The organism is Microbacterium sp. W4I20, from assembly GCF_030816505.1.
Lineage (GTDB): Bacteria > Actinomycetota > Actinomycetes > Actinomycetales > Microbacteriaceae > Microbacterium.
Map to the genome: position 1 here is coordinate 20501 of NZ_JAUSYB010000001.1, position 23078 is coordinate 43578.

Below are 23078 nucleotides of genomic sequence, written 5' to 3' on the forward strand. Positions count from 1 at the left end.
ATGGACCAGATCGACGAGGAGCTCGCCGAGCAGCGCGCGGAGACGCTGCGCGCCGGCCTCGCCGACTACGACCTGGACGATGAGGATGCAGCGCTGCTCGCCGGTATCACGCAGGGCGAGGACGGCATCCTGTTCACCCCGGCGCTGCCGGTGGTGGCGATCGTCGGACGGCCGAACGTGGGCAAGTCCGCGCTCGTCAACCGCATCCTCGGCCGCCGCGAGGCTGTCGTGGAGGACACCCCCGGTGTGACCCGCGACCGCGTGACGTACAAGGCCGAGTGGGCCGACCGCCGCTTCTCGCTGGTGGACACCGGCGGCTGGGAGCCCGACGCCCGCGGCATCGACCGCTCGGTCGCCATGCAGGCGGAGGTCGCGATCGACCTGGCCGACATGGTCCTCTTCGTGGTCGACGCGATGGTCGGCGCCACGTCGACAGACGAGCACGTCGTGAAGCTGCTCCGCAAGAGCGGCAAGCCCGTCTTCCTCGTCGCGAACAAGATCGATGACACGCGTCAGGAGCCGGAAGCGGCGGCGCTGTGGAACCTGGGTCTCGGCGAGCCGTACCCCGTCTCGGCCATCCACGGCCGCGGTGTCGCGGATCTGCTGGACGCGGTCCTGAAGAAGTTGCCGGAGGTCTCGGCCGTCGCGAAGCAGGAGTTCGGCGGACCGCGCCGGGTCGCGATCCTCGGCCGTCCGAACGTCGGCAAGTCGTCGCTGCTGAACAAGGCGGCGGGCGAAGAGCGCGTTGTCGTGAACGAGCTCGCCGGTACGACCCGCGACCCGGTGGACGAGGTGGTGGAGCTCGGCGGGAAGATGTGGCGCCTGGTCGACACCGCCGGCATCCGTCGTCGCGTGCACATGGCGCAGGGGGCGGACTTCTACGCGTCGCTCCGTACCTCTGCCGCGCTGGAGAAGGCGGAGGTCGCTGTCGTCGTGCTCGACGTGTCGGAGACGATCAGCGAGCAGGACGTGCGGATCATCGACCTCGTGCTGGAGTCGGGCCGGTCGCTCGTGCTCGCGTTCAACAAGTGGGATCGCCTGAACGACGACGACCTGGAGAACCAGGACCGACGCCGCTACCTCGAGCGTGAGATCGAACAGGACCTCGCGCACGTGGCGTGGGCGCCGCGCGTGAACATCTCGGCGAAGACCGGTCGTCACCTCGACAAGCTGGTTCCGGCGCTGGAGACGGCGCTCGAGAACTGGGATCGCCGTATCCCGACGGGCAAGTTCAACGCGTTCCTCGCCGAGCTCGTGGCCGAGCACCCGCACCCGCTGCGCGGTGGCAAGCAGCCGCGCATCCTGTTCGGCACGCAGGCGTCGACGCGTCCGCCGACGTTCGTGCTGTTCACGACCGGATTCCTCGACCCCGGCTACCGCCGCTTCATTCAGCGTCGTCTGCGGGAGCTGTACTCGTTCGAGGGAACGCCGATCGTCGTGAATATGCGCGTGCGTGAGAAGCGCCAGCGCTGACCTGTTCCCGCCTGTGTCGCGGTGTGGTGCCGATAGCCGGATGCTGTGAAAGGCTGAAGGGGTGACTGTCGTACCTCCTGCTGCCGGTGAGCCGCGTCGCCCCGAGGGTCCGCGGAACCCGGGCGATGCCTGGGTGGTCGCCGAGTCGGGGGAGAAGTACTGGGGGCGTTTCGGCGCCGCGGGACTTCTCGCCTTCGACCCCGCGCGCGGCATCCTGCTGCAGCATCGCGTGTCATGGAGTCACTTCGGTGGCACGTGGGGGCTGCCGGGCGGCGCTCTGCACGAGGGCGAGACGGCGATCGTCGGTGCGATCCGCGAGGCGCAGGAAGAAGCGGGCGTGCCCGATGGCGCGGTGCGCGCGCGGTTCATCAGCGTGCTCGATCTCGGGATCTGGGCGTACACGACAGTGGTCGCCGATGTGGTCAGACCGTTCGACCCGGTGATCAGCGACCCGGAGAGCGTTGCGCTCGGATGGGTGCCGGTCGACGAGGTCGCGGCACTTCCGCTGCACCCCGGGTTCGGGGCGGCGTGGCCGGCGCTGCGCGCGCAGCTCGAGGTGTTCCCGGCTGTCGTGGTCGATGCGGCGAATGTGGTCGGCTCGGTGCCGGACGGGTGGTGGAAAGATCGTGCCGGAGCAGCCTCTCGACTACGCGGGCGTCTCGAGGGTCTTGCTGTGCCGGGGACGGATCTGGGCGTCGACGGGGACCTGTGGTTCCCCGAGGTGTCGATGGTGGTCGAGGGCCAGGCGCGAGGTCTCAATACAGGCGGCGATTCGGCTTCCGTGTCGGTGATCAAGGCGGATGCTGCCGGCGATGACGCGATCGTGACCGAGGTCGAGCGTCAGGTTGCGGCCGGACGGACGGTCGTGGCGGTGACGAGCGATCGGGCGCTGCGCGAGCGTGTCGAGCGTGCAGGTGCTGCGCGTGTGCAGTCGGCGGGGTGGCTCGTCGATCTGCTGGCCCGGGCCGAACGCGCGAGCGGCTGACTCGAGCGGGTGACCCGAGCGGCGCGAACAGCTGACGCAGACGCACGGGTGACTCGCACGAACGGCTGACGTTCTCGTCAGGCGAACATCACTCGCCGTGGTGGCTGGTCGGTGTAGGTGCGGCCCAGGGGGCTGTGCCAGGTGATGGTGCCGTCTTGTCGTTGTTGTGCCGTCCACCGGTACGGTTCGGGGATGTCGGGGTGTTTCAGGGTGTGGTGGGAGCGGCAGAGGTGGCTGAGGTTGTCGAGCCGGGTTCTGCCGCCTTTCGCGTGATCATGGGTGTGGTCGATGTCGCACCGGTGGACGGGCATGCGGCAGCCGGGGAAGCGGCAGTGCTGGTCGCGGGCGCGGAGGAACCGGCGCATCCCCTCGGTCGGCGTGTAGGTGTCGGTGTGGGTGATCATGCCGGTGCCGTTGAGGAACAGGCGGCTCCAGCCGGTGTTTCGTCCGGCGAGGTCGCGGGCGATGTCGGGGTGGAGGGGGCCGTGGCCGTCGAGCTCCGCGGGGCGCTCATCCGCGCCGGCGAGGGTGGACGCTGCGACGGTGACCTGGATGCGTCCCTGGATGTTGTCGAGGCCGTCGCCGTGGACCGCGCTCGGGTCGGCGGCGAGGAGCAGGTCGGCGAAGATATCGGCCTTCACCTGATCCTTCGTGCGGGTGTCTGCGGGGATGTGGATCACATCGGGGTCGGTCGTGAACGTTCCGTCGCCGAAGATCGCGTCGGCATAGGGGTCGAACGCGTAGGGGTCGAAGGCGGGGTCGGCGAACGCCGGGTCGTCGAGGGCGAAGTCTTCGGGGAACAGGGAGTCGCCGGACTCGTCGGCCGTCCACGGGTCGAGGACGGGCTCGCGGTCGTCGCGGGTGTCGATGACCTGGCGTGCCATCTGATCGAGCCGGTCGGCGATCGCGTTCGCCATCCACTCGGGCAGCACCGCGGTCAGGATCGCGAGACCGTCATCCACCGACCGCACCTTCACGCACCGCTCGTCCGCCGCGCGGCGGTGCCGGTCGGTGACCGTCTCACCCACCAGGGCCGCGGCGACCTGCTTCGCGTGCGCGCTCGTGCGGGCCGCGGTCTCCCGCTCCGCGAAGAGCAGTACCGCGGTCTCGTAGAGACCCATCACCGCAGCATCCGCCTTCTTGTTACGGATCGCTTCGGACACGATCGCACTGGCGCGGGCGATCTCCCGCATATGCGCGGCACTGATCCCGCCTTTCGCGAACGCCGCCCGCACCGACGGCAACTCCGTGCTCAACGAACGCGCATCCGAGAACGCATACTCGATCGACCCCTTCGGCATACGACCCGCCGCAGAGAACTCCGCGACCATCGACCGATAGATCGCATCGCGGTGATACGGACTCTCAGCGACGTCGGAATCATGGATCGCGATCTGTCGCACCAGGAGCTCCGTCGCCTCCGCCTCGAGCACCGCGATCCGCCGCCTCGCCTCCACCCACGAGTCGAGCACACGGCGACGCTCCTCAAGATCGAGGGAGAGATCGGTCGGCTTGTCCATACTCCAAGATTAGAACAAAGCTTCGAATCAAGCAATATTCTAGTCGGGGGGAAACTCGACCCGTCCGCGGAGCTTGTCGATGTCGCGGCGCTCCCGTTTGGTGGGTCGTCCTGCGCCGCGATCGCGAAGCCCGAGAGCTGCCTGAGGCTCGCGAGCCGGCGTCCGATCCTCGAATGCGAGCGCGGCGACCGGGGCTCCGACGCGCTTCACCAGGATCTGCCGCACGCCCAGAATCCGGTCGAAGCCGGAGATCCGGATCCTGATTTCGTCGCCGACCTTGATCGACTGGGCGGCCTTCACCTTGTCGCCGTTGACTCGTACATGCCCCGCACGGCATGCGGTCGTTGCCGCCGAGCGCGTCTTGAACGCGCGAACCGCCCACAGCCAGCTGTCGACACGTGCAGCATCCGGCATCAGGTGGTCCTCTTCCTCAGAGAGATCAGGGCACCCGCGACGATCAGGCCCTGACCGATCGTATAGGCGAGCATGATCGCCGGGTTGCTCCACGGGGGGAGGGAGTCGGGGAGGAACAGTCGAAATGCGAGGAGCGTGTCGCTGGCCAGGAAAAACGCCCCGCCGACGGCGATGACCCGGTGGCACCGCGCCGAGAACGCTGCCGTTCCCCCGAGAACGAGCCCGTAGATGGCGACCGCGATGAGCAGTCCACCGGTGTGCGGGCCGAGTACCGCGAGCATCGCCACCCACCACGCCGCATACATGAGTGCCCACCACGGCATCCGTCGGCGAGGGAGGAATCGCACGAACAAAGCGATATATGCCAGATGTGCGATGCCGAAGAAGAGAAGCATGAGGGGGAGTTCCGGGGCTGCGGGGAAGAAGGCGCCGACGCCGTCTCCGAGCCAGGAGAACAAGAGTGCGGTCACGAGCAACACGGTCGCGAACGGCGGGCGAAACCGACGAGCCGAAATCACCACGGGGATGGCGAGGAGCGGCATCAGCAGCAGCTTGGTCGTGCCGGCGACAGGGCTGTCCACCCCGAGCAGGATGACATGGAGCGCGGACACCGCGATGTAGGGCAGAAAGGCCCACACGATCGTCGGGGGAAGTGCGCGGCGCTGCATCCCTTCATCGTAGGCGCGGGAATCGTTCACGCCGCCCGATCAGGACTCGACGGTGACCTGCTCGATGTCACCGTTCGCGCCGAGGTGCACCGCCGGCCAATAGCCATTGGGGAAGTGCTGTCCGCAGCGGTCGGTGAAGTGCAGGATGACGGTGCCGTCGGAGGCCGCTTCGATCGTCTCGAGCGCAAGGTCGGATGCTGCCTCCTCGAGTTCGTGCGGTTCAGGTTCGCCGTTGCTGAACTTCGTGACGACGGCATCCGATGCGATCCGGCCGAGAGAGGCGAGATCGGCGACCGTGGCGCGCAACCGGGGGAGGAGTGGCGTGACCTCGTCGGCGCTCGTGCCCTCCACCATGAGGTCGAGTTCGGCGCCGTCGACGGTCACCGTGCCGGCGAACCAGTCGTGCGTGAGGATCTCTCCGTCCGTCAGCTCGGTGGTCGCCCGGGTGAGGGTGCCGAGTTCCGGGTCTTCGATGGTCGGCTGCTCGTCGCTCATGTCTTCACGCTAGCGTCCGGTCAGGGTGCGAGGTGTCGCCCGTCGGGCTCAAGGTGTTCGCGAAGGATGCGGATCGCTTTCGGCCCGACGCCGTGGATCGCGAGCAGCTCCTTCGCGGAGCGGCCGTCGAACTGCTCGAGGCGTGTGAGGCCGTGCAGGGCCAGTTCGCGGCGAGCCACCTTGCCCATCTCGGCGGGGAGGTCGCTCTCGTCGGTCACGGGTTCAGCTCCATTGTGACGAGGATGCGGCCCGGCTTGAGTTCGGCAGCTTTCGCGAACCCCGCGGAGAGGAACATGCTGACCATGCCGTGATACAGGTCGTTGGCGTGCTGCTTCTTGCCGGCCGTATCGACGGCATAACCCTCGATCAGTCGCGCTCCGGACTTCCGGGCATAGTCGACCGCAGCGCGCAGCAGCTCGCCGTTGAGTCCCTTCCCGCGGTGCTCGCGACGCACGACGAAGCACGTCACCGCCCAGACCGATTCGTCGTCGAAAGGCTCCTCCGTCGCGGCCGTGATCATGCGCGTGTGCGCGAGCCGTGCCTGCCTGGTGCGGGGACCGATCCGGATCCAGCCCGCTGCCTCACCGTCGACGTAGGCGATGATCCCGGGCGGAGGTCCCTCGTCGATCTCGGACCGCAGCATCTCGGTGCGCTGCGGAGTGGTCGTCTCGTTCCAGTCCTTGTTGCGCAGGAGGGGCCAGATGCACTGACAGCTGGCTCCGTCGCCGCCGCCCGTGAGTGCGTGCTGAACATCGTCCCAACGGGCGGTCGTCGCCACCTCGGTCGTGATCGTCGGCATGCACGCGACGCTACGCCGAGCGTCCGACACCCGCAACGGACCGGTTCGCGGAGGGCCGCCGGGTCAGGCTAAGATAGTGGAGTTGCCCGCGCGTAAGTGCGGAACAACGGGCTGTGGCGCAGCTTGGTAGCGCACTTGACTGGGGGTCAAGGGGTCGCAGGTTCAAATCCTGTCAGCCCGACCGAGAAGGGCCCGGAAACTCGCAAGAGTCTCCGGGCCTTCTGCATGTCCGAGTGAGAGCGACCCGCCATGCGCCAGGGCTTTGCGCCCATGGATCAGACCTCACCCGCGGCCCCGGTGCATAGTGGTGTCATGGACGAAGACCGCAAACTCAGACGACAGCAGGTGCTCATGCTCGTGGTCGGAGGGGTGTCGCTCGCGGTCGTTCTGATCGTCGGTATCGATCTCGTCGTCAACGGCGGAAGCGGCGGCCGTTGGTGGACGGTGATCGGATCAAGCCTCACGGCCACCGCGATGGTTCTCGGATGGTTCAACCTCCGCTCCGTGCGCCAAAAGCTCCGGGACGCGAACGACGCGCGACCAACCGAAACGCTCTAGCCGACGCCCACCTCACCCCGCGTCAATCGCCTCCCGCAGCCTCCCCGCCGCCAACCCCAGCGCCCACTCGGCCACATCCGCGACCACGCGCGTGTGAGCTGGATGCTCGATCGCGACCGACGAGTTCACGTACGACCCGCCGCCGTCGAGCGCGATGAGGATGCGGATGCAGGCGGCCTCGGCATCCGCTCCGGGGAAGTCGCCGGAGGCTATGCCGTCCTCGAGGATCGCAGTGAGCTGCTCGCGGTCCAGGGCGTCCTGCACCTGCAGTTCGGCGTCGAGCGTCGGGCTGAAGCGCGACAGGTGCCGGGCGTTCAGCCAGAGTCGCGCCAGCGGCAGCGAGCGGCCGCGCTCGACGTGTCCGACGAACCGGGCCAGGCGCTGCAGGGGAGTGCCGCCCTTCGCGAAGAACTGCTCCCGTTCGAGCACGGCGGCGCGCGCGAACGCCGCGACCACGAGGTCCTCCGCCACGGGGAAATAGTGGGTGATCAGCCCGGGACGAACGCCGAGCCGAGCAGCGACAGCCCGCAGCGTGATGCGCTCGAGGCCCTCTTCGATGGCGATCGCGGCGGCGCCGGCGAGGATCTCCTCCCGCCGCTCCTCGGGCAGTTTCCGAGTACGCGGCGGAGCTGTCTGAGAAGAAGTGCTTGACGTCACCCCACCGATGCTATTGAATAAGTGACCAATAGTCTATTGGGCATGTGACCAATAACACGGCGACTGATAGCAATGACGCTCCTCCCGAAAGGAACTCCATGACCCAGCATCCGACCGTCGACGCGGAATCGCTCGACGCCGCGACGCGTCCCGAGACCCGCGGCATCGAGCTGATCGACGATGCGGAACGCCACGGCCGAGCTCGCGACCTCTTCCTGATCTGGGCGGCCCCCAGCGTCAGCATCCTCAATCTCACGATCGGGGCCTCGCTGATCCTCCTCGGTCTCGAGATCTGGCAGGCGATCGCGACGATCATCGCCGCCTCGCTGCTGTGGGTGCTCCCGGGCATCATCGCGGGGAGCGGACCGGCCTCGGGCACCTCCGGCTCGGTCGTGACGCGGGCGATGTACGGCGTGCTCGGCAACCGGCTGTTCGTCGCCGTCGTCGGCTGGTTCATCGGCGCCGTGTTCCTCTCGCTGACCTGGCTCGCGTCGTCGTTCCTCGGCGCTGATCTGCTGCGGCGGGCGGGCATCAACGACCCGATCTGGGTGCCGATCGGCGTCACGATCGTCGTGGCGGCCGTCACGATCATCGTCGCCATCTTCGGCCACGGACTCATTTTGCGCGCATACCCGTACATGGCCGCCGCGCTCTTCGTGATCTTCCTGGCGGTGGCCGGATTCATCCTGCCGACCGTCGACTGGCAGTACGCGGCACCGGAGCCGCTGACCGGCCCCGCCCTGTGGTCCGCGATCTCGATCGGCTTCACGATCCTCGCCTCGACACCCCTGTCGTTCATGAACAGCCCCGACATCGCCCGCTACCTCCCGCGCGACACCAAGCCCTCGCACATCACCGCCGCGACGGCCCTCGGCGGCGCCCTGCCGTTCATCGTGTTCACCATCGTCGGCGTGCTGCTCGCGACCGGTCTGAGCGCCGCGGCGTTCGACTCCGGCATCGACGTGGCCCTGCTCGACCTGCTGCCCGCCTGGCTCGGCCCCGTGCTCGTGGTCGGCGTCGTCATCAACACGATCGCCCTGAACGCGATGACCACCTACACGTCGAGCATGGCTTTACAGGCCATCGGATTCCGCCTGCGCCGCATCCCCGCCGCGATCATCGTCGGCATCGTGGGCACCGCGCTGACGATCTACCTGGTGCTCTCGTCGAGCCTGCTCGAAGCCGCGAATCTCATGCTGCAGTTCCTCGTCATCGTGTCGGGGCCGGCGATGGCGATCTTCGTCGTCGACGTCATCCTGCGCCGCTACGACTATGACGGCGTCGACCTCTTCCACGATCGCCCCGGCGGACGGTACTGGTACTCCGCAGGCTGGAGCATCCCCGGCATCACCGCGCTGCTGGCCGGCGGAATCGCCACCGCACTCTGCCTGTCGACGAGCGTCTGGTCGGGCCCGATCGCCGAGCTGACCGGCTTCATCGACCTCTCCGTGCCGGTCGGTATGCTCGTCGCCGCGGCGCTCTACCTCGGCCTCTTGCGCACACCCCTCGGAAAGGACGGTCGACCGTGACCACCCGCTACCTCAACGGACGTATCTTCACCGCCGACACCGATCCGGAACGCACCTGGGCCGAGGCCTTCACCGTCGACGGCGAGACGATCACCTTCGTCGGCTCCACCGCCGATGCCCCCGACGCGGACGAGACCGTCGACCTGGAGGGCCGCCTCGTGCTGCCGGGCTTCACCGACGCCCACACGCACCTGCTGATGGCCGGCTCCGCGCTCGGACAGGTCCCGCTCACGGCCGCCCGCACGCTCGACGAGATCCAGACGCTGCTGCGCGACGCCAGAGCGGCGAATCCGGATGCGGTGGCGTTGCGCGGCCGCGGATGGCTCTTCGACTCCGTGCCGGGGGGAGCGCCGACGGCCGCGATGATCGATGAAGCCGTCGCCGACATTCCGGTGTATCTCGACGCGAACGACTATCACTCCTGCTGGGTCAACACCGCCGCCCTGGTCGAACTCGGCATCACCCGGGACACGGCCGATCCGATCGGCGGGCGGATCGCGCGGGATGCCGAGGGCGAGCCGACCGGGCTGCTCTTCGAGACCGCGGCGACCCAGTACGCCTGGGCCCACAACGATGCGACGACCACCGACGCCGACCGCGACGCCGATGTCGAGCGCGTGATCGCCGCCTACCTCGACACCGGGGTCACCGGCGCCATCGACATGGCCTTCGACGAGTACGGACTCGCCGCGCTGCAGCGTGCCCAGGAGCGGCACGGGGGAGAGCTGCCGATCCGCGTCGCCGCGCACTGGATCATCGTCAACACCGGTGAGGACGAGGCGAATCTGGCGCAGGTCGCCCGGGCCGCCGAACTCGCACGAGACGACTCGTCGCCGTGGCTCCGCGTCGTCGGGATCAAGCTGGTCCTCGACGGAGTGATCGACGCGTGCACCGCGGCGATGCGGCATCCGTACGCCGACGGCACGAATGCCGAACCGATCTGGCCGGTCGGGCAGCTCAATCCGGTCGTTGCGGCGGCGGATGCTGCGGGACTCCAGGTCGCCCAGCACGCGATCGGCGACTACGCCAGCGAGATCGCCCTGGACGCGATCGAGCACGCCATCGCCACCAACGGCGATCGGGCGCGTCGCCACCGCATCGAGCACCTCGAGTACGCGGCGCCCGGCACGGCCGAGCGGATGGCGCGACTCGGCGTGACGGCATCGATGCAGCCCGTGCACAGCGATCCCGCGATCTTCGCGAACTGGGCGGAGATGCTCGGCGATGATCGCGTCGACCGTGCGTTCCCCTGGCCCGAGTACGAGGATGCCGGCACGCTGCTGGCCTTCTCGACCGATGCGCCGACCGCTCCGCACGAGGCGCTGGCGAACATGTACGTCGCGACGACCCGGGCCTCGGCCCTCGACCGGTCGGTCCCCGCCATCCACCCGCAGTTCGCCCTTCCGCTGGCATCGGCGATCGGGCACGCGACGCGGGATGCCGCGGCATCCGTCGGCGATGGAGACTGGCGCGGACGCCTCGCGCCGGGATTCGCCGCCGACTTCGTCGTGGTCGACACCGATCTGTTCAGCGAGGAGCCGTCGTCGCTCCTCGAGGCGCGCGTGATCGAGACGGTGGTCGCCGGAAGATCGCGGTATCGGGCGGGGTAGGCGCGGCGGAACTCAGCCTCGCGCGTGATCGCCGTGCATCGGCGATTGACGGGAGTGATGAGCCGTGCGCCGGAGGGGTATGCCCTCTCGACGCCCCGTCCCCAGACGGATGCCGAGAGGGCCACCGTCCATCCCGGACGGCGGGGAGGCGGCGAAGATATCGCTGCGCTCAATGGCTGATTCCCCAGTCCTCAGCCCGTAGCCCCCGCTACTCATAGCAGAATAGCGCGCTTTTGTCTTGTCCGCCATTTGGGGGACAAAGAAACCTACGAAACTTATCGGTACGCAGAGCCGGTTGTCTTTCTCGCGGCGTTTCATAGGGTGTAGTCATGGACAGATTGCTCGTACTCGCCGCCCAGGTCGCCATCCCGCACGGCCATCGAGTCGAGGTGACCGAGCAGCTCGACCCGCTCACGGACGAGCCCGTCCTCGTCGCCGTGGCCGATCTCGACACCGGCATCCGCTATCGCCGCACGGACGATCCGCGAGGCGACGTCTCGCGGTGGATCGGCAGGGTCCTCGAGTGTTCGATCACGTTCGGGAGCGGTGCAGCCCGCACGGTGCTGCGAGTCGATCCGATCTCTCCGGGCGCGACGGGAGCGAAGGTGGCTCTGCGTGACGCGGATGCGGCGGCGGATGCTGCGAAGGCCGAGGCCGACCGCTGGGGTGGAACCGACCGTCCGCCGGTGGAGGAGCCCGAGCGGTTCTGGTGAACGCACGGCGCTCGGGTTCTGCCGACGCCGCCGCCCCGGGACTCACCGGAAGTCCCTGGATCGATGGGTCAGACCGGTGCGGAGGTCTTCGAACGCGTCGGCGAGCACATTGATCACGCCCTCCTCCGAGCGTTCCAGGATGCCGCGGATGATGAGAGCGGGAGAGTCCCTGGCCACGCGGCGATAGCGGCTCCACACCCCCGTCGAGCAGACGACGTTCACCAGCCCGCTCTCATCCTCGAGGTTCATGAAGGTGATGCCGGATGCCGTGGCGGGACGCTGGCGGTGAGTGACGAGGCCGGCGACCTCGATGCGTCTGCCGGGCTCGTTCGACCGCAGAGCGGCGGCGGTCAGAACTCCTCGATCGTTCAGGGCGCTGCGGAAGTGCGCCATCGGGTGGTCGTCGGTGGACACTCCGGTCGCCCAGAGGTCGGCGGAGAGTCGCTCGTAGCTGGTCTGATCGGCGAACAGGGGCGGCTGCACGGCGACCGATGTTCCGGGGAGGAACCGTGACCGGTCGTCTGCGGCGGCACCGGCCAGCCAGATCGCCTCCCGCCGCTCCAGGCCGAGGCAGGCGAATGCGCCGGCGGTGGCGAGGGCCTCCACCTGTGCGGCGGTGGCATCCGTTCGACGCACCAGATCGTGCAGGTCGCGGTAGAGGCCGTGCGCCTCGCGCTCGGCGACGATCTTCTCGGCCAGCGGGACGCCGATCCCGCGGACGCCGCTGAGCCCGAGCCGCACCGCATAGGCGCCGTCCCTGCGGTGGGCCCCCGACTCGTCGGGCGCGTTCCGGTCGAACCGGAGGGTCGGCGGCTGCGGATCGGCGAGGCAGCCGTCCAGCCCGGTCGGAGCCCGAACCCCAGGCTCGGTCAACGGCTCCAGAGTCTCGGTCGCCCCGGATGCGTGCAGGTCGGGTCGGCGCACCTCCACGCCATGGCGCCGTGCATCTGCCGTCAGGCTGCTGGCGGAGTAGAAGCCCATCGGCTGGGAGCGCAGGAGCCCGGCGAGGAACGCGGCGGGATAGTGCAGCTTCAACCAGGAGCTGGCGTACACCAGCAGAGCGAACGACAGCGAATGGGACTCGGCGAACCCGAAGTTCGAGAACGCTTGGATCTGCGCGTAGATGCGATCGGAGGCCTCGACGTCGAGCCCTCGCCGTGCCATGCCCGCGTACAGCTTCTCGCGCACCCGCTCGATCTTCTCCAGACCGCGCTTGGACCCCATCGCCCGTCGCAGCAGGTCGGCCTCGTCGGCCGTGCAGTCGCCGATCGCCGTGGCCATCTGGATGAGCTGCTCCTGGAAGATCGGGATGCCGAGGGTGCGTTCCAGGATCGGCTCGAGGTCGCTGTGGGGGTAGGGGATGGGGAACGCCAGCGGAGCCTCACCGCGTGCCGCGCGTTCGCGGTTCTCCTCGTCGAGGCGGTCCTTGGCCATCTTGCGCCGGACGAACGGATGCACGGCACCGCCCTGGATGGGCCCGGGGCGGATCAGGGCGATCTGGATGGTGAGGTCGTAGAACCGCCGCGGCTGCAGCCGGGGGAGCAACCCGATCTGCGCGCGGGACTCGACCTGGAACACGCCGATGGAATCCGCGCGGCAGAGCATGTCGTAGACGGCCGGCTCCTCCTTGGGGAGGGTCTCCAGCGTCCAGGTCTCGCCGGTGGCCTCGAGGATCATGTCGAAGCAGTGCTGGAGCGCGGCGAGCATCCCGAGACCCAGCAGGTCGAACTTGACCAGTCCCATGAAGGCGGCGTCGTCCTTGTCCCACTGGATCACCGTGCGATCCTCCATGCGGGCATGCTCGACCGGCACGACCTCGCCGACAGGGCGGGCCGTGAGCACCATCCCGCCGGAGTGGATGCCGAGATGGCGCGGCGCCTTCAGCAGCTCTCCCGCATAGGCGAGCACGTTCTCGGGGATGTCGTGCCCTTCGGCGGGCTCCAGCCCCGTGCTCCAGCCGTCGACCTGACGCGACCAGGCGTCCTGCTGGCCCGGCGAGTGGCCGAGTGCTCTGGCCATGTCGCGCACCGCGTTCTTCGGACGGTACTGGATGACGTTCGCCACCTGGGCCGCACGCTCCCTGCCGTACTCCCGGTACACCCACTGGATGATCTCCTCACGGCGGCGGGAGTCGAAGTCGACGTCGATGTCGGGCTCCTCGGTGCGGGTGGTGGCGAGGAACCGCTCGAACGGCAGGCCGTACAGGATCGGGTCGACGGCGGTGATGCCCAGCAGGTAGCAGACGGCGCTCGCGGCCGCGGACCCTCGACCCTGGCAGAGGATCCCGAGCCGCCGCGCCTCGGTCACGATGCCGTGCACGATGAGGAAGTAGCCGGGGAAGTCCTTCTCCTCGATGACGTCGAGCTCCCGTTCGATCCGCCGATGCTCGTCGTCCTTCAGTCGCGGGTACTTGGCCGGAACCGCGTCCCACACGAGGCGACGCAGCCAGCTCATCGGAGTGTGTCCTTCCGGCACCTTCTGCTGCGGCAGTGCGGGGCGGGCGAGGCGCAGCGGGAAGGCGGATGCCGCAGCCAGCTCGAGCCCGTAGGAGATCGCACCCGGATAGCGCTGGAACCTCGCCGACATCTCCGCTCCGCTGCGCAGATGGGCGCCGCCGTGCGCGGGCAGCCACCCGTCGAGCTCGTCCATGCTGCGCACCGCGCGAACGGCAGCAACCGCCTCGGCGAGCGGGGCCTGTGCGGGGGTGGCGTAGTGCACGTTGTTCGTCGCCACCACGGGCAGTCGCATCCGTCTGGCGAGGTCGGCGAGGGTGTCGTTGCGGCGGGTGTCCTGCGGGTCTCCGTGGTCGAAGAGCTCGACGGCGACATGGTCGGCTCCGAACAGGTCGACGAGGTGCCGGAGCGGAGTCCCGGCATCGCCGACCTCGAGCCCGCGCCGCACGGCGCCCTTGCGGCATCCGGTCAGGATCGTCCAGTGCCCGCCCGCGCTCGCCGCGAGTTCGTCGATGTCGTACACCGGACGGCCCTTCTCACCTCCGCGGAGCTGGGCCGTGGTGATCGCACCGGAGAGCCGGTGATACCCCTCCATCCCGCGAGCGAGGACCAGCAGGTGCTCACCCGCGGGGTCGGGACTGCCGCGCTGCGGAGCCGGCAGGTCGAGCGACAGCTCGGCGCCGTACACCGTCTGCAGCTTCGACTCCATCAGCTCTGCCTGGTCGGCGAAGCGGGCGGCGCCGTAGAAGCCGTCGTGGTCGGTGAGGGCGAGAGCGCTGAGACCGAGACGCTCGGCTTCGGCCAGGAGATCTTCGGGGGAGGAGGCGCCGTCGAGGAACGAATAGGCCGAGTGCGCATGCAGCTCGGCATAGGGCACCGCGTCGTCCGGTCGGTGGATACCGGTGACCGGAGTGCGCTGCCGACGCCGACTCACCGGTCCTGGATCGGGTCGGACGCCGCGGGGATCGGGCCCGGCCGGCTTCGGAACGGGCTCACCACTGAGGGTGCGCTCCAGTTCGTCCCAGGTCTGCGGGGGATTGTGCCATCCCATCAGCGATACCTCCCCTCAGCCCACCAGCGCTCGCCGGAGCGGAAGACCAGCCAGGCTCGATCACGGTCGTCGACGATCTGCAGCCGGTGGCCGGTCTTCCCGCCATCGGATGCCCAGCGACGCTCGTGGACGGGCCAGGGACCGGCCCACGCCTGCACGGCGACGCCGTCGATCCGGGCGGGGTCCTGGGAGAGCACGCCCCGCTCGTCGACGCCGATCAGGGCGCCATCGGCCGCGACCACACCGATGGGCCGGGGCGGCCGGAACACCTCGGCGGGAAGCGGATCGGGCAGACTCCCCGGCCACGGCGAGCCGGGATCCCGAGGGGCGACCGCGCGCTCTCCCCACGGGGTGAGCACCTGCCGGTCGGCGAGCCAGCGGCCACCGGCGAGAGCCGCGGTGACCACCCCCTGGTGGCCCAGCATCGTCTGCACGCGGGAGACCGCGTGATGCAGTCGCTCATCGGTGCCGGAACCGAAGAGGCCGGGCTGATGGTGGGCGGCATCGTCGACCGCGACCGGGACGATGCGCACCGCCACGATGCCGCCGAACGCCCGTGCCTCGTCGACGGGCTCCTTGGCCGACTCCGCGGCCAGCGCCTCCAGCTGCCAGCGCACCCGGTCGACGAGGTCGGAGGCGTCGAAGCAGGTCGGATGCAGCCAGGTGCGGGAGAACACCGACCCGTTGTCGTCGGTCATGTCGATCCGGACCTCGGTGCAGACGACCGAGGCGTCGGCGAGGGCGAGCAGCACGGAATCGGCTGTCTGCCGGACGGCGAACGCCACCTGATCGGTCCCGCCCAGCGGAGATTCGAACTCGATGTTCCGCACCAGTTCGGGGTCGGGCGGTCGAGGAGTCAGCGGACGGGAATCGGCCCCGCCGGCGAGTGCGTGCAGGCGGGCGCCGTGCTCTCCGAAGCGATCGCGCACGTCGAGCGGCTCCAGTGTGGTGAACTCGCCGAGGGTGCGCACGCCGAGCCGCACGAGGAGACCGGCGATCTGCTCGTCGCGCAGCACCTGCACCGGGTAGGGAGCGAGGAACTCCTGGGATCGGCCGGGCGGGACGACCGTGCACGCGTCGGGCCCCCGCGCGGCGATCTCGGCGGTGAAGGGCCCGTCGGCGACACCGATGCGCACCTCGGGCAGCCCTGCTTCCGAGAGCACGGCGGCGAGGGCTCCGGCTGCCTCGCTCTCACCGCCGTGATACCGGGAGATGCCTCTGGCACGGAGGACGGCGAGTCCCGGTCGCAGCAGGGTGGCACCCGGCGCGTGCTTCTCGATCAGCTGCAGCACGGGGAGGAAGGCCCGTTCGTCCCTGGCCGGGTCATGGGGAAGCACCCGCAGCGTGGAGAGGTGCCCCTGCGCGACCCGCCGCCTCTGACCGGAACGCACGCCGTGCTCTCTCGCCGAGGCCGTGCAGGCGACGATGGTGTTCGCCTGTACCAGCGCCGTGGGCGGATGCGGGGGTGCGCCACCGAGAGCCGCCCGCAGCGGCCAGTCCGGGAACCACAGCACGAGGACGCGCAGCGGGGCGTTCATCCGGCCTCCGCCCACTGCAGGAGCTCCGGCGGAGCCGATCTGTCGGAGGAGGCGAGACCGGGAGAGCTGATCTCGAGCGGGAGCGCGGGCAGTGCGGTGAGTTCGGCGGCGGCAGCCTCGACCGCACCGTGCCCTCCGGGCAGCTGCACGCGGATGCTCGATGGTCGGGGGCTGTGCCTGGTCTGTGCCGTGACCGTCACGGTGCAGTCGGAGAGCAGGCCCCAGCCTGCGCCGAGACCGTGCCACCGCGGGTCGTGGAGGCGGATCGAGCCCTCGCTCTGCGGCCAGCGATCGGTTCCGGTCGATTCGGTGACCAGGAGCGTGCACCCGCGGTCGCGCAGACGCGCACTCAGCCGGGAGACGTCGGCATCGCGTGCCCGTGAGCCGGGGTGCACGACGATCAGGGGGATGACCTCGGCCAGGGCGGAGGTCGCCGCGAGCCACCGTTCTCCCGGTTCGGGGACGAGGATCAGCCGGCTCAGGTCGATGCCGAACGCGGCGGCCGCCTCGACGCCGAGTGTGGGCATTCCGACCACGGCGCACCAGTGCCCCTTCTGTGAGGCGGCGCTGAGCAGGGCGAGCACGAGGCTCGGCGAGGGGGAGACCGTGTAGGAGGTGCCCGTCTGCAGCCCTTCTTCGGGCAACAGTGCGGCGAAGGCGGGGTCGAGGGGGAGCAGGGTGTGCTCGCTGCGCCGGCGCTGCATCCTGCTGATCTCGCGGCGCAGTCGCAGCACCTCTCCGGCGCGAGTATCGCTGGTCGGAGAGAGCGCGGTCACTGCATCGAGCCCGATCCCCATGAAACCATCCTCGAAGATATGTACGAATAAATCAAGTGATACTGATGACGCTAATTCGTACATCGGACATTGGCGTGCGCGAAGGAGGCGGGGTTATCCACACCCGCCTCACGGGCCGTTCCCCGATCTCCTAGCCTGCCGGGATGGACCTCCGGATGGCGCTCGTCGCGCTCGTGCACGTCGCGCTGCTGGGTGTCGGAGGGTGGCTGGCCGTCATCGACGCCCGCACCCACCGACTTCCCCAATCGCATCGTGCTGCCGACCCTGGCGGCTCTGCTCCTGCTCCTGCTGATCGATGCCGTCGTCACGATGCGGAGCGGACAGCTGATCCGTGCGCTGATCGGAATGCTCATCCTCGGCGGGTTCTACCTGGTGCTGCGGATGATCAGCCGGTCCGGGATGGGCGGCGGCGATGTGAAGCTCGCCGCGGTCATCGGGCTCGTGCTCGGCTGGCACGGCTGGCAGGAGCTCGCCATCGGCGCGGCATCCGCCTTCGTGATGGGCGCTCTCTTCGCCCTCGCACTGCTCCTGCTGCGACGGGCCGACGGCGCCACGCGCATCGCCTTCGGACCCTGGATGATCGCGGGCGCCTTCGTCGGCGTCGTCGTCGGGTGACCTGTGGCCGATGAGTCCGATGCGCGCGCCGATGTCGGAGAGACGGGTTACTCTGAACGCATGGCACTCGCACGACTTCACGGCGGCCCGCTCGACGGGCAGATCATCCCTCTCGACGACGCGGACGACAAGCTGATCGTCCCCTACAGCGAGACGCAGGTGGTGTACAACCGCCGCGGCGAGCCGCAGAACACGGGGGCCGAAGACGGGCCGACCGAGATCGACTACTGGTTCGACGAGGCACTCGAGGATCTCACCCTCAACGATGACGACTGAGCCGTCCCGCACCGTCGAGGTCGAGCGCAAGTACGACGTCGACATCGAGACGCCCCTGCCGGACTGGGACGCGATCCCCGGGGTCGATGACGTCACGACGGGGGAGGCCAGGGCGCTCGACGCCCGGTACTTCGACACCGCCGACGGCGCTCTCTCTCGTGCCGGCGTCGCTCTGCGTCGCCGCACCGGTGGCCCGGACGAGGGTTGGCACATCAAGGGTCCTCGACAGGGCGACGGACGACTGGAACTCGGCTGGCCGCTCGGCGAGGGCGATGCTCTTCCGGACGCCGTCGTCGCGACCGTCTCCGAGTGGACGACAGAAGGCCTCTCGCCCCTCGCTCGGATCGAGAACGACCGCACGGCGTACCTCCTGAGGGGGCCTGGTGGGGTGGTGGCCGAATTCGTCGACGATCGCGTGCGAGCCACCGACCTTCGCAGCGGCACGCAGCGAGAGTGGCGTGAGTGGGAGATGGAACTCGGCCCAGCCGCTCCCGCCGATGACGACGGCCGCGCCGTCTTCTTCACTGCCGTGGAGCGCGCCGTTCAGGCTGCGGGCGGACGGGCCTCGGCATCCGGTTCCAAGCTCGCCCGGGCGCTCGGATTCTGAACGCGACCCTGTTGTCATTGCCGCGCACGACACGCGGGCACAACCCCCTTGGACCGACACGTCCCGGCGTGCTTGAGTGACGATATGAACCACCCCGCCATCCTCCGATCCCTGCAGACGATCGTCCCCGACACCCAGCTGACGCAGGACGAGGTGCGGGACGTCTTCGCCGCGCAGCCCGAACTCGGACGCCTCGCGAAGCGGATCGTTTCGGCGTCGTTCAACGGGTCGGGCATCGACACCCCGCTACACGGTCCTCGAGGAGCTGTCCTTCTCGGCAGAGGTCGAGACGCCGCTGTTCTTCGATCGGGAGAACGGGCTGCTCCTCTCTCCGGGGACGAAGGCGCGCAACGAGGTCTATGTCCGAGAGGCCTGGAAGCTCTACGTCGATGCGGCGCAACGGTCGGTGGATGCCGACCCCGACATCACCGCCGCCGATGTGACGCATGTCATCACGGTCTCCTGCACCGGGTTCTACGCCCCGGGGCCGGACTATGAGATCGTCCGGTCGCTCGGCCTCGCCGAGAACGTCCGCCGCTATCACCTGGGCTTCATGGGGTGCTACGCATCGATGCCGGCGCTGCGGATGGCGAGCGAGATCTGCGCGGGGAATCCCGACGCCGTGGTGCTCATCGTCAGCGTGGAGCTCTGCACGCTGCATCTGCGCTCCTCGGAGGACCCCGACATGATCGTCGCCACCTCCCTGTTCGCCGATGGCGCGGCCGCGGGCCTCGTGACCGCGCGGAGCTTCGACTCCGACGTCCCCGGCCTCGCACTGGACGGTTTCCACACCAGCATCATCCCGGAGGGGAAGAAGGACATGTCCTGGACCATCGGCGATGCCGGCTTCGAGATGGTCCTCTCGACGGCCGTCCCGCAGCTCATCGGCGAGAACATCCACGGCGCGCTCCGCCCCCTCTACGAGCCGGAGGGTGCGCTCGTCGAGGCGTTCGACGATGAGCGGATCGGGGAGCAGGTCCAGCATTGGGCGATCCACCCCGGCGGGCGCAGCATCCTCGACCGCGTCCAGGACCGACTGCACCTCACCGACGACCAGCTGCATCCGGCGCGCGAGGTGCTGCGTCAGTACGGCAACATGTCCAGCGCCACGGTGCTGTTCGTGCTGCGGCGCATCCTGGAGGAGGCGGACGCCCACGACGGTGATCGCGTCGCAGCCATGGCGTTCGGCCCCGGTCTCACGGCGGAGTCCGCCCTGATGACCGTCGTCTCGCCCGCTCGCGCATGAGGCACGACCTCTCGGCTCGAGACGTCGCCGCCATCGAGTTGATGGACGATCCGCATGCTGATGAGCGGATGCTGGCGCGGACCTACGGACGCTTCGGTTTCGTGAACGCCGTGGTCTCGCGACCCGGCCTGCTCTACCGGCGCGACATCCGTCCGCGAGCGCGACCCGACCGGCCGCTGCGGATCCTCGATGTCGGAGCCGGTGGGGGAGATCTGTGCCGCCTGATCGCGGGACGCCTGCGCCACGACGGCATCGCGGCCGAGGTCACTGCACTCGATGCCGATGAACGCGCGATCCGGTGGGCGTCCGCGCAGGACAGAGGTGCGGGAGTGCGGTATCGGCGCGCGCTGACGGCCGAGCTCGCGGAGGCGGGCGAGACCTTCGATGTCGTGCTCTCGAACCACGTGCTGCACCACCTCGATGCGGCGGAGCTGCAGACCGTGCTCGACGACTCCCTCCGGCTCATCGACGAGGGCGGGCTGGTCTCGCACCACGACATCGCGCGCAGCAGGACCGCGTATGCCCTCTTCGCCGCGGCCACCTGGCCGCTGTCGCGGAGCCTCCTCGCGGACTCGTTCATCCGCGTGGACGGGCTCATTAGCGTCCGCCGCTCGTACACCGTGGCGGAACTCGCTGCCGTGGTGCCGTCGGGGTGGACGGTTCGCGGCGGGGTTCCCTCGCGCCTCGAGCTGCGATGGGAGGACACGGGTGCCCGATCATGACGTGCTGATCGTCGGAGCGGGGCCGGTGGGCCTGCCTGACCTTCGCGCCGGAGCGTCCGGTCCTGATCCTTCCGCAGCCGGAGACGCACTCACTTCTGCAGGAGCGTCTGCTCGTGCTGTCAGAGGAGACCCTGCGCCCGAGGCACACCGTGCGGGCTCTCCGCGATGAGGGCGATGCCGTGCGAGTGACCGTCGACACCCCTGCGGGCCCGCACGACCTCACGGCAGGCGTGGTCGTGGTGGCCGACGGCGTGCGCAGTCCGCTCCGAGGGGCCGGCCGGTTCGGGTGGCGTCGCCGGGGCGGGAGCGCCACCTACGCGATGATCGATGTCGCGGATCCTACGCCGGACCGTCGTGCGGTCCTGCACTGCGAGCCTGCGGGGCTTGTGGAATCCTTCCCGTTGCCGGGTGCGCGTCGCCGATGGGTCGCTCGGCAGGGACCGGAGGGTGCATTGGACGACCCGGTGGCCTTCCAGGATGCTATCGAGTCACGCACCGGCATCCGTCCGGAACTCGCGCCCGGCGAGAACCCCACCGTCTTCGTCGCGGCTCAGCACACCGCGGCGCGCCTGGTCCGGGGACGGGTCGTGCTCCTGGGCGATGCCGCGCATGAGATCAGCCCGATCGGCGGCCAGGGGATGAATCTCGGGTGGGCGGACGCCGTGCACCTGGATGCCGCCCTGCGCCGGTCCCTTCCACGAGAAGCGCCGCACCTCGCCGCGTATGAGCGGCACGTTCAGCGCTCGGCGCGGACCGCGCAGCGTCGTTCCGCCTTCTACATGGCCATGGGTGCGCCCGCGCCTGGCATCGCGGTGCGCGGCAGGGAGCCACTCATCCGAGTGCTGGGGTCGCCGCCGTTGCGCGCAGCGACCGCGGGGCTGATCACGATGCGCGGTCTCTGACGCACGAAGACCCCGGTCCTCCGAGAGGGCCGGGGTCTTCGTGTGCAGCGTCAGAAGTTGATCATATGACCCGCGAGACCGTGGAAGCCCTCCTGCAGCGCCTCCGACAGCGTCGGGTGGGTGTGCACGTTGCGGGCCAACTCGAGCGCGGTGAGGTCCCACTTCTGCGCGAGCGTCAGCTCGGGAAGCAGCTCTGCCACGTCGGGACCGATCATGTGGGCGCCGATGAGCTCGAGGTGCTCGGCGTCGGCGATGAGCTTGACGAAGCCGACCGGCTCGCCCAGTCCGTGCGCCTTGCCGTTGGCCATGAACGGGAAGCTGACGACCTTGATGTCGCGCCCCTCGTCCTTCGCCTGCTGCTCGGTGAGGCCGAACGAGGCCACCTGCGGCGAGCAGAACGTCGCGCGGGGCATCATGCGGTAGTCGCCGAGGGTCATGGTCTCGGCCTTGCCGATGGTCTCGGCGGCGACGACGCCCTGCGCCTCCGCGACGTGCGCGAGCTGCAGCTTCGCGGTGACGTCGCCGATGGCGTAGATGCCCTCGACGTTCGTGCGCATGTGGTCGTCGATGTCGATGGCGCCGCGTTCGGTGAGCTTCACACCCGTCGCGTCGAGGCCGAAGCCCTCGGTGTTCGGGGCGAAGCCGACGGACATGAGCACCTTGTCGGCCTCGATCGACGACTGCTGCCCGTCCTTGCCCGTGTAGGTGACGGTGACGGACGATCCGTTGTCGACGACGGTCTCGACCTTGGTCGAGGTGAGGATGTCGACGCCGTAGTTCTTGTACTGCTTCGTGATCTCCTTCGACACGTCGGCATCCTCATTGGGAAGCGCACGGTCGAGGAACTCGATGATGGTGACCTTCGTGCCGTAGTTCGTCATCACATAGGCGAACTCCATGCCGATGGCGCCGGCACCGACGATGACGATCGACTTCGGCAGCTCGCGGCTGAGGATCTGCTCCTCGTACGTCACGACGTTGTCGCTCAGCTCGACTCCCGGCAGCAGCCGCACGCGCGAACCGGTCGCGATGATCGCGTTGTCGAACGTGACCTCCTCGGTGGAGCCGTCGGTCTTGGCGACCGAGATCGCCTTCGGGCCCGTGAAGGTGCCGCGACCGTCGTACTCGGTCACCTTGTTCTTCTTCATCAGGAAGTGGATGCCCTTGACGCGGCCGTCGGCGACGACACGGCTGCGGTCGAACGCCTTGCCGTAGTCGATCGTGAACTCGCCCGAGATGCCGAAGAAGTCGGCCTTGTGGTTCAGCGTGTGCGCGAGTTCCGCGTTCTTGAGAAGGGCCTTGGAGGGGATGCAGCCGACGTTGAGGCAGACACCGCCCCAGTACTTCTCTTCGATGATCGCGGTGGACAGGCCGAGCTGCGCGCTGCGAACCGCAGCGACGTATCCACCAGGACCAGCACCGAGGATGACGACGTCGTAATGAGGCATGT

General features: G+C 69.0%; 22 protein-coding genes, 1 tRNA gene and 1 pseudogene. 13 read left to right on the forward strand and 11 right to left on the reverse strand.

Features of this window, described 5'->3' with window-relative positions:
• Entirely contained in the window at positions 1 to 1473 is a 1473-nt protein-coding gene (gene der, locus QFZ21_RS00095; RefSeq protein WP_307381162.1) for a ribosome biogenesis GTPase Der, read from the forward strand.
• 61 nt (positions 1474 to 1534) lie between these two features.
• Positions 1535 to 2458: an NUDIX domain-containing protein gene (locus QFZ21_RS00100; RefSeq protein WP_307373155.1), complete on the forward strand. Its 924-nt coding sequence runs from the start codon at positions 1535 to 1537 to the stop codon at positions 2456 to 2458.
• Positions 2459 to 2535: 77 nt separating this feature from the next.
• Here the strand turns inward: QFZ21_RS00100 and QFZ21_RS00105 are convergent, their stop codons facing one another.
• From QFZ21_RS00105 to QFZ21_RS00130, 6 genes are read right to left on the reverse strand one after another with little or no spacing between them, the layout of a single operon-like run.
• Positions 2536 to 3978: an HNH endonuclease signature motif containing protein gene (locus QFZ21_RS00105; RefSeq protein WP_307373157.1), complete on the reverse strand. Its 1443-nt coding sequence runs from the start codon at positions 3976 to 3978 to the stop codon at positions 2536 to 2538.
• Positions 3979 to 4017: 39 nt separating this feature from the next.
• Positions 4018 to 4392, reverse strand: a complete 375-nt coding sequence (locus QFZ21_RS00110) for an RNA-binding S4 domain-containing protein (RefSeq protein ID WP_307373159.1) — start codon at positions 4390 to 4392, stop codon at positions 4018 to 4020.
• Entirely contained in the window at positions 4392 to 5060 is a 669-nt protein-coding gene (locus tag QFZ21_RS00115; protein ID WP_307373161.1) for a lysoplasmalogenase, read from the reverse strand. The genes QFZ21_RS00110 and QFZ21_RS00115 overlap by 1 nt, the downstream gene beginning before the upstream one ends.
• 39 nt (positions 5061 to 5099) lie before the next feature.
• Positions 5100 to 5555 carry a hypothetical protein gene (locus QFZ21_RS00120; RefSeq protein ID WP_307373163.1) on the reverse strand — a complete coding sequence of 152 codons (456 nt, stop codon included), beginning with the start codon at positions 5553 to 5555 and terminating at the stop codon, positions 5100 to 5102.
• A 20-nt stretch (positions 5556 to 5575) separates the two neighbouring features.
• A complete protein-coding gene (locus QFZ21_RS00125; protein ID WP_307373166.1) occupies positions 5576 to 5773 on the reverse strand; it encodes a hypothetical protein in 198 nt (65 codons plus the stop codon).
• Positions 5770 to 6354, reverse strand: a complete 585-nt coding sequence (locus tag QFZ21_RS00130) for a GNAT family N-acetyltransferase (protein ID WP_307373168.1) — start codon at positions 6352 to 6354, stop codon at positions 5770 to 5772. Before QFZ21_RS00130 ends, QFZ21_RS00125 begins: the two co-directional genes overlap by 4 nt.
• A 107-nt stretch (positions 6355 to 6461) precedes the next feature.
• Between QFZ21_RS00130 and QFZ21_RS00135 the strand changes: the two genes are divergently transcribed.
• Both QFZ21_RS00135 and QFZ21_RS00140 read left to right on the forward strand, forming a co-directional pair.
• A tRNA-Pro gene (locus tag QFZ21_RS00135) sits at positions 6462 to 6535 on the forward strand.
• 131 nt (positions 6536 to 6666) lie between these two features.
• On the forward strand, positions 6667 to 6912 hold the full coding sequence (locus QFZ21_RS00140) for a hypothetical protein (RefSeq protein WP_307373170.1): 246 nt from the start codon (positions 6667 to 6669) through the stop codon (positions 6910 to 6912).
• A 12-nt stretch (positions 6913 to 6924) separates the two neighbouring features.
• On the opposite strand, the gene QFZ21_RS00145 is transcribed toward QFZ21_RS00140, so the two are convergent.
• On the reverse strand, positions 6925 to 7569 hold the full coding sequence (locus QFZ21_RS00145; protein ID WP_307373172.1) for a TetR/AcrR family transcriptional regulator: 645 nt from the start codon (positions 7567 to 7569) through the stop codon (positions 6925 to 6927).
• A 98-nt stretch (positions 7570 to 7667) separates the two neighbouring features.
• Here QFZ21_RS00145 and QFZ21_RS00150 point away from each other — a divergent pair, with 98 nt between their 5' ends.
• From QFZ21_RS00150 to QFZ21_RS00160, 3 genes are all read left to right on the forward strand, one after another.
• Complete coding sequence (locus QFZ21_RS00150) at positions 7668 to 9098, forward strand: cytosine permease (RefSeq protein WP_307373174.1); 1431 nt, start codon at positions 7668 to 7670, stop codon at positions 9096 to 9098.
• Positions 9095 to 10708: an amidohydrolase gene (locus QFZ21_RS00155; RefSeq protein ID WP_307373176.1), complete on the forward strand. Its 1614-nt coding sequence runs from the start codon at positions 9095 to 9097 to the stop codon at positions 10706 to 10708. Before QFZ21_RS00150 ends, QFZ21_RS00155 begins: the two co-directional genes overlap by 4 nt.
• 329 nt (positions 10709 to 11037) lie before the next feature.
• Positions 11038 to 11421, forward strand: a complete 384-nt coding sequence (locus tag QFZ21_RS00160) for a hypothetical protein (protein WP_307373178.1) — start codon at positions 11038 to 11040, stop codon at positions 11419 to 11421.
• A 42-nt stretch (positions 11422 to 11463) separates the two neighbouring features.
• Here the strand turns inward: QFZ21_RS00160 and QFZ21_RS00165 are convergent, their stop codons facing one another.
• From QFZ21_RS00165 to QFZ21_RS00175, 3 genes are read right to left on the reverse strand one after another with little or no spacing between them, the layout of a single operon-like run.
• The gene (locus QFZ21_RS00165) at positions 11464 to 14925 is read right to left on the reverse strand and encodes an error-prone DNA polymerase (RefSeq protein WP_307373179.1); all 3462 of its coding nucleotides are present in this window, start codon (positions 14923 to 14925) and stop codon (positions 11464 to 11466) included.
• Positions 14925 to 16463 carry a DNA polymerase Y family protein gene (locus QFZ21_RS00170; protein WP_307373180.1) on the reverse strand — a complete coding sequence of 513 codons (1539 nt, stop codon included), beginning with the start codon at positions 16461 to 16463 and terminating at the stop codon, positions 14925 to 14927. Before QFZ21_RS00170 ends, QFZ21_RS00165 begins: the two co-directional genes overlap by 1 nt.
• A complete protein-coding gene (locus QFZ21_RS00175) occupies positions 16460 to 17260 on the reverse strand; it encodes a hypothetical protein (protein ID WP_307373181.1) in 801 nt (266 codons plus the stop codon). The genes QFZ21_RS00170 and QFZ21_RS00175 overlap by 4 nt, the downstream gene beginning before the upstream one ends.
• A 192-nt stretch (positions 17261 to 17452) precedes the next feature.
• On the opposite strand from QFZ21_RS00175, the gene QFZ21_RS00180 reads away from it, so the two are divergent.
• From QFZ21_RS00180 to QFZ21_RS00205, 6 genes and pseudogenes are all read left to right on the forward strand, one after another.
• The gene (locus QFZ21_RS00180) at positions 17453 to 17875 is read left to right on the forward strand and encodes an A24 family peptidase (RefSeq protein ID WP_307373182.1); all 423 of its coding nucleotides are present in this window, start codon (positions 17453 to 17455) and stop codon (positions 17873 to 17875) included.
• Between the two features lie 60 nt (positions 17876 to 17935).
• The gene (locus QFZ21_RS00185) at positions 17936 to 18151 is read left to right on the forward strand and encodes a response regulator (protein WP_307373183.1); all 216 of its coding nucleotides are present in this window, start codon (positions 17936 to 17938) and stop codon (positions 18149 to 18151) included.
• Positions 18141 to 18758, forward strand: coding sequence for a CYTH domain-containing protein (locus QFZ21_RS00190; protein WP_307373184.1), 618 nt, complete (start codon positions 18141 to 18143; stop codon positions 18756 to 18758). The genes QFZ21_RS00185 and QFZ21_RS00190 overlap by 11 nt, the downstream gene beginning before the upstream one ends.
• Positions 18759 to 18842: 84 nt before the next feature.
• Positions 18843 to 20004 (forward strand): annotated as a pseudogene (locus QFZ21_RS00195) (type III polyketide synthase).
• A complete protein-coding gene (locus tag QFZ21_RS00200) occupies positions 20001 to 20726 on the forward strand; it encodes a methyltransferase domain-containing protein (RefSeq protein WP_307373185.1) in 726 nt (241 codons plus the stop codon). Before QFZ21_RS00195 ends, QFZ21_RS00200 begins: the two are co-directional and overlap by 4 nt.
• A 65-nt stretch (positions 20727 to 20791) precedes the next feature.
• Entirely contained in the window at positions 20792 to 21628 is an 837-nt protein-coding gene (locus tag QFZ21_RS00205) for an FAD-dependent monooxygenase (protein WP_307381167.1), read from the forward strand.
• Positions 21629 to 21678: 50 nt separating this feature from the next.
• Here QFZ21_RS00205 and lpdA read toward each other — a convergent pair whose 3' ends face one another.
• Positions 21679 to 23076, reverse strand: coding sequence for a dihydrolipoyl dehydrogenase (gene lpdA, locus QFZ21_RS00210; protein ID WP_307373186.1), 1398 nt, complete (start codon positions 23074 to 23076; stop codon positions 21679 to 21681).
• Between the last annotated feature and the right edge of the window lie 2 nt (positions 23077 to 23078).